The organism is Sulfitobacter sp. HI0040 (assembly GCF_001634885.1).
Taxonomy (GTDB): Bacteria; Pseudomonadota; Alphaproteobacteria; order Rhodobacterales; family Rhodobacteraceae; genus Sulfitobacter.
Genome location: NZ_LWEX01000108.1, coordinates 1 through 9985, shown reverse-complemented (window position 1 = coordinate 9985; position 9985 = coordinate 1). Strand labels below are relative to the sequence as shown.

9 protein-coding genes are annotated in these 9985 nt (G+C 66.0%); 5 read left to right on the top strand and 4 right to left on the bottom strand.

All coding sequences use genetic code 11. The features are described 5' to 3' along the window. The 4 genes from A3728_RS08095 to thrS all read right to left on the bottom strand — a co-directional run. Positions 1-618: HvfC/BufC N-terminal domain-containing protein (locus A3728_RS08095; protein ID WP_082857970.1), on the bottom strand; the 618-nt coding region annotated here is incomplete at its 3' end. Then, positions 615-1463: an MNIO family bufferin maturase gene (gene bufB, locus A3728_RS08090; RefSeq protein ID WP_067921925.1), complete on the bottom strand. Its 849-nt coding sequence runs from the start codon at positions 1461-1463 to the stop codon at positions 615-617. The genes A3728_RS08095 and bufB, both read right to left, overlap by 4 nt. Before the next feature lie 65 nt (positions 1464-1528). Beyond that, a complete protein-coding gene (locus A3728_RS08085) occupies positions 1529-1831 on the bottom strand; it encodes a BufA1 family periplasmic bufferin-type metallophore (RefSeq protein WP_067921922.1) in 303 nt (100 codons plus the stop codon). A gap of 237 nt (positions 1832-2068) precedes the next feature. Further along, entirely contained in the window at positions 2069-4015 is a 1947-nt protein-coding gene (gene thrS / locus A3728_RS08080; protein ID WP_067921916.1) for a threonine--tRNA ligase, read from the bottom strand. 105 nt (positions 4016-4120) lie between these two features. Between thrS and A3728_RS08075 the strand changes: the two genes are divergently transcribed. The 5 genes from A3728_RS08075 (at position 4121) to A3728_RS08055 (ending at position 9917) form a co-directional block, all read left to right on the top strand. Next, positions 4121-5422, top strand: coding sequence for an MFS transporter (locus A3728_RS08075; protein ID WP_067921913.1), 1302 nt, complete (start codon positions 4121-4123; stop codon positions 5420-5422). A gap of 84 nt (positions 5423-5506) precedes the next feature. Then, on the top strand, positions 5507-6259 hold the full coding sequence (locus A3728_RS08070; RefSeq protein WP_067921933.1) for an alpha/beta hydrolase: 753 nt from the start codon (positions 5507-5509) through the stop codon (positions 6257-6259). Then, on the top strand, positions 6256-7236 hold the full coding sequence (locus A3728_RS08065; protein ID WP_067921911.1) for an alpha/beta hydrolase: 981 nt from the start codon (positions 6256-6258) through the stop codon (positions 7234-7236). The genes A3728_RS08070 and A3728_RS08065 overlap by 4 nt, the downstream gene beginning before the upstream one ends. A 153-nt stretch (positions 7237-7389) precedes the next feature. Next, positions 7390-8100, top strand: coding sequence for an alpha/beta fold hydrolase (locus tag A3728_RS08060; RefSeq protein ID WP_067921909.1), 711 nt, complete (start codon positions 7390-7392; stop codon positions 8098-8100). Between the two features lie 101 nt (positions 8101-8201). Next, complete coding sequence (locus A3728_RS08055) at positions 8202-9917, top strand: adenylate/guanylate cyclase domain-containing protein (protein ID WP_082851072.1); 1716 nt, start codon at positions 8202-8204, stop codon at positions 9915-9917. Positions 9918-9985: the final 68 nt, after the last annotated feature.

Sequence of the window (9985 nt, the reverse complement as noted above, 5' to 3'; positions counted from 1 at the left end):
GGCGAACCACGCGGTATCGGCAGGGCCGAGGGCGTGGGGGGCGGGGTCGAATTCAGGCCGGGTGATGAGCACCCCCTGCGGGATGGCGCGGGGCTTCGGCGCGCCGGTTTCGAAATTGTACCGCCAGATATCATGCAGCGGCCAGTTCGAGGGGATCAGCACCGTCGCGGGCGCAAGGGGCAGGCGGGCGTCGCCCAGATCGCCTTGCGGAATCGCGGCCAGCGTTGCCCCGGTCAGCGGCACGCTGTCGGCGGCGTGGTAGGACCGCCGCATCCCCAGATCGAGCCGTGCGGCATCGGGCAGATAGGCGACATGCGCCAGCGGCTCAAAACCTTCGAGAAAGGCGGGCAGCCCGGAGCCATAGTGCATCATCAGCGGCGAATCGGGGGGATTGGCCCGGACGAAGATCGTGGCCATCCGCTTGAAAGTGCCCGGGCCGATCAGTTTTTCCACCAGCGGAAAGGCAGTGGCGAGCGCCTCTATCAGCGAAACGATCACATTGTTGCGGTAGACGGCATAGCGACGCCCGGCGGGGTTCGCGGCCCCGTCGAGCAGCCCGGCAGGCACCGGGGCGGCGGCATCCAGCAGGGCCGCGCGGAAGCGGGCCTGAACGCTCATGCCGCCAACACCCGCGCGGCGCGGCTCGCCTCTGCCCGCAGCACCGGCCATTCCGGCACGTCATTGTCCCATTCGACGAGCACGGGCAGCGGGCCGGTGCGCTGCAGTGTCCGGTCGAGCAGTTGCCAGACCGGGTCCACCACGGGTTTGGCGTGGCTGTCGATCAGCAACCGCTCGCCCGCGTCGTCGGTATCTTCGTCGTGGCCGCCCACATGGACCTCTCCCACCGCGTGGAGCGGAAAGGCGTCGAGATAGGCCTCCGGGCTCATCTTGAGGTTGGTGGCAGAGATAAAGACGTTGTTGATATCGAGCAGCAGCCCGCATCCCGTCCGGTCCACGATGGCCGAAAGGAACGCGGTTTCGCTGATTTCGGACTCGTCGAAGACGAGATAGCTGGACGGATTTTCCAGCAGCATCTGCCGGCCCAGCCGGTCCTGCACCTGCGCCACATGGGCAGATACCCGGTCGAGCGTTTCGGAGGTGTAGGGCAAGGGCAGCAGATCGTTGAGGAATTCCGCGCCATGGGTGGACCATGCGAGATGTTCGGAAAAGCTTGCGGGGCGGGTCCGGTCGCAGAGGCGACGCAGCCGGGTGAGATGCGCGTCGTCCAGCGGGTCTTCGCCGCCGATCGACAGGCCGACCCCGTGGATGGAGAGCGCGAATTTTTCGGACAGGGCGGCAAGCTGGGCCAGCGGGCGGCCCCCGTCGCCCATGTAGTTTTCTGCATGCACCTCGACCCATTCAACGGGGCCGGGGTCCTTCATCAGGTCGGAGAAATGCTGCGGCTTGTAGCCCACGCCAGCGGCGGGGGGCAGCTTTTTGGCCCTTGCGGTATGATCCAGCATGGCATCGGCCTCCGGTAGTCCGAGGGGGGTGCCGGGCAGGGGAGCTGCCCGGCGGCCTGACAGGATCAGGCGGGAACGTCACGCTCCAGCGCTTCGAGCGAGCCGCTGCGTTCGGTGCCATCCGCCATCGTGGGCAGTTCGATGCTTTCGCAGGTGCCTGCATCCACGAGCGACCATGCATTGCCCTGATAATCGTTCACCGAGGTGCCGGCGCAGGTGGTGCCCGGCCCGGCGGCGCAGTCGTTCTTGCCGGCGAGCGCGACCCCGAAGCACTTTTCCTTGGCGGCGGCTTCTGCGGGGGTGGATTGCGCGGCCATCGCGGCTGCGACGGCACCGGCGATTGCGACTGCCTTCATTTGGTTCGACATGACGTTTCTCCCTTAAGTTGCGGTCATTGGTGTTTATGACACTTTCAGTAAAGCAGCCGGACCGCTGCCGCTCCACTCACGAGCAGGTGTGTCACAGTTTTGTCAAAAAAAACGCGTGTGGCGAAGCAGTTTGCAACGAAGCGAAGGGTTTCGCCCCCGGTTTGTAACAAAACTGCACAAATTGCGACGTCCCGAAGCGGGGCGCCGTTCGCGCGAACGAGAATGTTTCAGGTCATGTCAGCGCAGATCGGGGGGTGTGGCATCCGCCGAAAGCTGTGCAACCACGTCGTCCAGCGCCTCGACCGAGGTCTGCTTTTCGCCAAGGCGGCGGACGGAAACGGTGCGTTCCTCGATCTCGCGCGCGCCGACGGCAAGGATCACGGGCACCTTGCCGACCGAATGTTCGCGGACCTTGTAGTTGATCTTTTCGTTGCGAACGTCGGCCTCGGCGCGGACACCGGCGCGGCGTAATTCCTGCACGACTTCGGAAACGTAATGGTCCGCCTCCGAGGTGATGGAGGCCACGACGACCTGACGGGGTGCCAGCCAGAAGGGCAGCTTGCCCGCGTGTTCCTCGATCAGGATGCCGATGAACCGCTCGAAGGAGCCGAGCGTGGCACGGTGCAGCATGACGGGGCGGTGCTTGCCGCCGTCTGCGCCGATATAGGTGGCGTCCAGCCGTTCGGGCAGCACGAAATCCACCTGATGCGTGCCGCACTGCCAGTCACGCCCGATGGCATCGGTCAGGACGAATTCCAGCTTGGGACCGTAAAAGGCGCCTTCGCCGGGGTTCAGTTCCGGTTCGATCCCGGCCTTGCGGGTGGCAGCGAGCAGGGCGTTTTCGGCCTTGTCCCAGACAGCGTCGGAGCCGGAGCGCTTCTCGGGGCGGTCGGAGAACTTCACCTTGAAATCGGCAAAGCCGAGATCGCGGTAAATGTCCGACAGGAATTCGATATAGGTGAGCGTTTCGCTTTCGATCTGGTCTTCGGTGCAGAAGATATGGCCGTCGTCCTGGGTAAAGCCGCGCACCCGCATGATACCGTGGAGGGCACCCGACGGCTCATAACGGTTGCAGGAGCCGAATTCGGCCATGCGCAGGGGCAGATCGCGGTAGGATTTTAGACCCTGATTGAAGATTTGCACGTGGCAGGGGCAGTTCATCGGCTTCAGCGCGTTCACGGCCTTTTCGCGGGCGTGCTCCTCGTCCACCTCGACGATGAACATGTGGTCTTGATACTTTTCCCAGTGGCCCGACGCTTCCCAGAGCTTGCGGTCCACCACCTGCGGGGTGTTGACCTCCACATAGCCGCCCGCGCGCTGGCGGCGGCGCATGTAGTCCTGCAGTTCGGTATAGATGCGCCAGCCGTTGGGGTGCCAGAACACCTGCCCCGGGGCTTCTTCCTGCATGTGGAAAAGGTCCATCTCGCGGCCCAGCTTGCGGTGGTCGCGCTTGGCGGCCTCCTCCAGCATGTTGAGATGGGCGCGCAGCTTTTCCTTGCCGGTAAAGGCCACGCCGTAGATCCGTTGCAGCATCTGGCGGTCGCTGTCGCCGCGCCAATAGGCGCCCGCGATGGACATCAGCTTGAACGCATCGCCGGGCACCTGCCCGGTATGGGCAAGGTGCGGGCCGCGGCAGAGATCCTGCCAGTCGCCGTGCCAGTACATGCGCAGCGGCTCGTCGCCGGGGATCGCCTCGATCAGTTCGACCTTGTAGGGCTCGCCGTTCTCTTCGTAATGCTTGATCGCGCGGTCGCGGTCCCAGACCTCGGTGCGGACGGGATCACGCTTGTTGATGATCTCCTTCATCTTCTTTTCGATCAGGCCGAGGTCTTCGGGGGTGAAGGGTTCCTTGCGGTCGAAGTCATAGTACCAGCCGTCCTTGATGACGGGGCCGATGGTCACCTTGGTATCGGGCCAGATCTCCTGCACGGCGCGGGCCATGATATGCGCAAGGTCGTGGCGCACCAGTTCGTTCGCCTGCTCTTCGTCCGCCATGGTGTGAATGGCGATGTCGGCGTCTTTCTCGATGGGCCATGCGAGATCGCTGTGCACGCCGTTCACGGTGGCGCTGATCGCCTTCTTGCCGAGGGATTTGGAAATGTCCGCAGCCACTTCGCCGGGGGTGATCCCGGCGGGATAGTCACGTGCACTGCCATCGGGGAGGGTAAGGGTGATCTGGGCCATGGTGGCGTCCTCGTCGGTTTGGCGCCTACGAGACGCCCGGTTGCGGGTTATGATGCGCGCTCTATGTGGCTGTGCAGCAAGGCCAAGTCAACCGGGTGGGGATCAATGCAGGACAGTTTCGCGCAGCGCAGTTTTACCGCCATCTCGGGCCAGACGGAGCCGGCGGAGGATCTGGGCGAAGACGCGCAGGGTGCCGAGGCGCGCAACGGGCTGCGCCATGCCGCCTCGCTCAGCATGACGAAGGTGGCCGACGGGCTGATCGACCCAAAGCTCGTCCTGAGCTGGCTGTTGACCGCGCTGGGCGCGCCCGCCGCCTTTGCCGGGGCGCTGGTGCCCATCCGGGAGGCCGGCGCGCTTTTGCCCCAGATTTTGCTGGCGGGCTGGGTGCAGCGGATGCGGTACCGCAAATGGGCATGGGTCGCGGGCAGCGCGGGTCAGGGGCTGGCGGCGGCGGCGATTGCACTGGCCGCGATGACGCTGGAAGGGACGGCGGCGGGCTTTGCCGTGGCCGGGGCGCTGGCGGTGCTGGCGCTCTGCCGGGCGGCCTGTTCGGTGTCCTTCAAGGACATTCTGGGCAAGACGGTCGGCAAATCCCGGCGCGGATCGGTGACGGGGCTGGCGGGCTCGGTCTCTGCCGCGGGGGTGATCCTGTTTTCGCTCCTGCTGATGTCGGGCCTGTTCCAGAGCCGCGGGGTCGTCATCGGGGCGATTTTCCTTGCGGCACTTCTCTGGGCGGGGGCGGCGACGCTGTTTTCCACGCTCGAAGAGGAGCCGAGCACGCCGAACGGCGATAGCGCGGCGCAGTTCAAGGTGCTGAAGGACAATCCGGTGCTGTGGCGATTCATCCTTACGCGGGGGTTGCTCGTCTCCACGGCGCTGGCGCCGCCCTATCTGGTGATCCTGTCCCAGCGGGAGGGCGACGCAGCACTGGGCAAGCTGGGGGCATTGGTGCTTGCCTCCGCCACCGCGTCGTTCCTCAGTTCCTATGTCTGGGGGCGCATGGCCGACTGGTCCAGCCGCATCGTGCTGATGGGCTGCGGCGCGGTGGGGGCGCTTTCGATGCTTGCGGCCATCGGTGCCGCGCAGATGGGCCTAGCCACGACCGCATGGGCCATGCCGGTCGTGCTGTTCATCCTGATGATCGCCTATCACGGGGTGCGACAGGGCCGGTCCACCTATCTTGTCGACATGGCGCCGGAGGACAACCGCGCCGCCTATGCGGCGGTGTCTAACACGGTGATCGGGGTGATCCTGCTGGGCGCGGGAGCGCTGGGCGGCGGGGCCGCGATACTGGGGCCGCAGATCACGCTGGCGCTCTTTGCCGCGATGGCGCTGGCGGCGGTGGTGGTAGGCCACGGCCTGCCCGAGGTCGAAATGCGCGGGGAAGACCGCGAGCCGGACGACTAGAGAGCCGGACGACTGGAGGTTGTCAGGTAAAGGTTGTCATGGGCGCGCCGCTTTTGCATGATCTCGCAAAAAAAAGGGGCGCGCATGGGCGATACCGAATACCTCGAGACGCCGCAGGGGCGGCGGCTTGCCTATCACATGAGCGCGGGCAAGGGCCCCTGCATCGTCTTTCTGGGCGGTCTCAAGTCCGACATGGAAGGCACCAAGGCGCTTTTCCTCGAAGAATGGGCGCGCGGTAGGGGCCATGCCTTTCTGCGGTTCGACTATTCGGGGCACGGGGAGTCCTCCGGCGCGTTCGAGGAAGGCTGCATCGGGGACTGGCACGAAGACACGCTGGCCGCCGTCGATGCGCTGACCGAAGGGCCGATCCTGCCGGTCGGCTCCTCCATGGGGGGCTGGCAGGCGCTGCTGCTGGCGCGCGAACGGGCGGACCGGATCGCGGGCCTCGTGACGATCGCGGCGGCACCCGATTTCACCGAGGACAGCTATTGGGCCAGTTTCACCGATGCGCAGCGCGCGCTGCTGGCGGGGGTAGGGCAGGTGGAACTGCCGTCGGACTACATGGAGCCCTATGTCATCACCCGCCGCATGATCGAGGACGGGCGCAAGCGGCTGGTACTGCGCAGCCCGCTGGAGCTGCCGTTCCCGGTGCGTTTTCTGCAGGGCACGGCGGATACCGCCGTCAGCACCCGCACGGCGATGCGCCTGCTGGAGCATGCCACCGGGCCCGACATGCGCCTGACGCTGGTGAAGGACGCGGACCACCGGTTTTCGGATGACACCTGTCTCGCCCTGCTGGGCGAGACCATCGAACAAGTGATCGGAGAGGATTCATGAGCAGATTTGCACGGTTCATCCTCGGTATCCTCATCGTGTTGGCGTTGCTGGCCGCAGCCCTGTGGGTGTTCGGACCCTATGAGGAGGACAATCTGGACACCTCTTTCGATGTCCGCGCCATCGAAGAGGGGGTGGATGCCTATTTCGCCGCCGCCGAAAGCGTTTTCGACGACATCACCCCCGGGGTGGAAAAACAGGTCATCTGGGCCGGGGAGCCGGACCGTCCGACCGGGTGGTCGGTGCTCTACGTGCATGGGTTTTCCGCCACCTCGCAGGAGATCCGGCCGGTGCCCGACAAGGTGGCCGAGGCGCTGGGCGCGAACCTCGTACTGACGCGGCTGCGCGGGCACGGGCGCGGCGCGGATGCGCTGGCGGAAGGATCCGTGCCGGGCTGGATGCACGACATGGCCGAGGGCCTTGCCGTGGCCCGCGCCGTGGGCGAGCGGGTGCTGGTCATCGCCACGTCGACCGGGGGCACGCTGGCCACGGCGGCGGCGGCGCAGCCGGTGCTGATGGAACAGGTGGCGGGGATCGTGATGGTGTCGCCCAACTTCGAGATCAACAGCGACCTGGCGGGGCTGCTCACATGGCCGGCGGCGCGCCACTGGCTGCCCAAGCTTGCGGGCGAGCGGCGCTCTTTCGAGCCGCGCAACCCCGAACAGGCGACCTATTGGACCACGGAATACCCCAGCGTGGCGACGCTGCCGGTGGGCGTGCTGATCAACGCGGTGGACCGGCTGGACCTTGGCCGGATCGAGATCCCGGCACTTTTCTGGTTTTCGGACAACGACACCGTCGTGCGCCCTGCGGCGACCCGCGCCATCGCCGAACGCTGGGGCGGGCCGGTCACGATCGTGAACCCTGAACTGGGCCCGCGCGACGATCCCAGCGCCCATGTGATCGCGGGCGACATCCTGTCGCCGGAGCAGACCACGCCCACGGTGGCGGGGATACTGGATTGGGTAGGGGGGCTCTGACAGCCTTTGCGCCGCGCGGAAATGCGCCTGAAGGGGGCGGTTTCGGGCAGGCCGGGCGCCCCCGCGTTGCCTGCCCCTTTGCGCGTGATATAGCAGGGGCAAAGAGGCAGGGTCCGACGATGAAGAAATCCGCAGGCAGGTCCGGGGCGACAGATGATTGAACCGCTGGTGCTGCTGCCCGGCATGATGTGCGACGCGCGGCTTTTCGGGCCGCAGATTGCCGAGATGTCGGCCGATACGCCCGTCATGGTGGCCCCCGTGTCCCGCGGTGAAAGGATCGAGGAGATCGCCTCTGACCTGCTGGATTGCCTGCCCAAGCGCTTTGCGCTCGCCGGGCTGAGCATGGGCGGCATCGTCGCCATGGAACTGCTGCGCCGGGCACCGGACCGGATCACCCGCATCGCCCTGATGGATACCAACCCGCTGGCGGAGATCCCGGCGGTGGCCGCCAACCGGGAGCCGCAGATCGTCCGGGTGCGTTCGGGCCGGTTGGAAGAGGTCATGCGGGAGGAGATGAAGCCCAGTTACCTTGCCCCCGGCCCCCATCGCGCAGAGGTTCTGGAACTGGTGATGGACATGGCGCGCGCGCTGGGGCCGAATGTCTTCATCCGGCAGTCGCGCGCGCTTCAGCGGCGCAAGGACCAGCAGGCGACATTGCGCAAGATCAAGGTGCCCACGCTGGTGCTTTGCGGGGCCGAAGACGCGCTCTGCCCGGTGAAGCGGCATGAATTCATGGCCGAACTCATTCCTTATGCGACATTGCGGGTCATCGAGGGGGCGGGCCATTTGCCGACGCTGGAACAGCCCGATGCCGTGACCGACGCCCTGCGCGACTGGATGGGCCAGCCTTTCGTCCTGCGCTAGCGCCGGGGCGGGGGCGGCGAAACCGTCCGCCCGGGATGCCGCGGATGTGACAGCCCACGCCCTGTGTTTCCTGCATTATGGATTCAGGGTAGGCTGGCTCCATGGGCGCAACACGCAGACTGTCGGCGATATTCTCGGCGGATGTAGTCAACTACTCCGGACAGATGAAGGCTGACGAAAAGCAGACGCTCGACCAGTTGGGCAGGCTGCGCCGGGATGTCTTCGACCCGCTGATGAACGATCATCGGGGTCAGGTGCTCAAACGCATGGGCGATGGCTGGCTGGTGGAATTCTCTTCGGTCTCCGACGCGGTGCGCTGCGCGCTGGACCTGCAATCGCTGGTGCCCGCCAAATGCGCGCTCAGACTGCGGGTGGGTATCCACATGGGCGACATCGTTCTGGACGAGGACGATTTTTACGGCGACGGCGTCAACCTCGCCACGCGGCTTCAGGAAGCGGCGGAGGAGGGCGGGGTGCTGATTTCGGACGTCGTCCACCGGAGCATCGACGACCGGCTGTCGGAGCTTTTCAGGCGCGCGGGGAGCCGCAGGCTCAAGAATGTCGCGGGGGAGTTGAAGGTCTTCGGCTGGCTGCCGCCCGGCTCCGCACCCCCGCGTGTGACGCCGCCGACGCATGCCGCATCGCTGCTTCTGGGGGTGCTGCCTTTTGATAACCTGTCGTCGGACCCCGAGCAGGAATTCTTTGCCGACGGGATCACGGAAGAGATCATCACCACCCTGTCGAAGCTGCCGCATCTGCTGGTGGTGGCCCGCAACTCCACCTTTGTCTACAAGCACCGGTCCGTCGACGTGAAACAGGTCGGGCTGGAGCAGGGGGTGGATTTCGTGCTCGAAGGCAGCGTGCGCAGAAGCGGCAGCCGCGTGCGGATCACGGCGCAGCTGATCGACGCAAAGTCGGGCCTGCATGTCTGGGCCGACCGCTATGACCGGCATATAGAGGATGTCTTCGAGGTTCAGGACGAGATCGCGCTGCGGATCGCGACCGAGCTTCAGGTTGAATTGCTGGATGGCGAGATGGCGCGCTTTCGCGGCGCGGGGACGAAGAACCTGAACGCTTGGAACGCGCAGCTACAGGCGGTCGCCTGCTCCCGCAGCATCACCAAGGACGCACAGGCTGACGCGCGGCGGTTCGCGCAGCAGGCCATCGCGCTCGATCCCGAATACTCCGCACCCTATTGCACGCTTGGTTTTGTCTGTACCGTGGAGGCGCGCCACGGCTTCGGCGCGGACAAGGCCGCCGCGCTGGCAGAGGCGCGGGACTGCGCGCGCCGGGCGCTGGAGATCGACGGCTACAACCCCGAAGCCCATGCGATCGACGGTTTCGCCGATGCCATCGACGGCAAGCTAGCCGCGGCGATTGCCAAGTTTTCCACCGCGCTGGCGCTCAACGCGAACCATGCCGATGTGGCGGCACGGCTTTCGCTCACCCTCGCCTTCGATGGCCAGATCGGCGAGGCGATACGGGTCGCGCGGCAGGCGATCACGCTGAACCCCCATTACCCGGGCTGGTATGCAGGCGTGCTCGGCTTCGCGCTGAGGCTCGACGGGCGCTATGACGAGGCGATCGCCGCCTTTACCGAATACGGTGAAAAGGTGGAGGGGTTCGGGCATCTCGACCTTGTGATCGTTCACATCGAGCGGGGGGATCTGGTGGCGGCGCGGGAGGAAGCTCTCCGGGTATTGCGCTACAGGCCGCAGTTTTCGATCGGCAAATGGCGGGAGACGCAGCTTTTCGCGGATCCGGCGCGGTTGGAGCGGGATGCGGCGGCGCTGGGGCAGGCGGGGCTTCCCGCGTGAGCGGGGCAGCGGGCTGAAGTTTGGCCAGGGGTGGAATGCCGGGGCCAGCCCCGGACCCCGGGATTTTT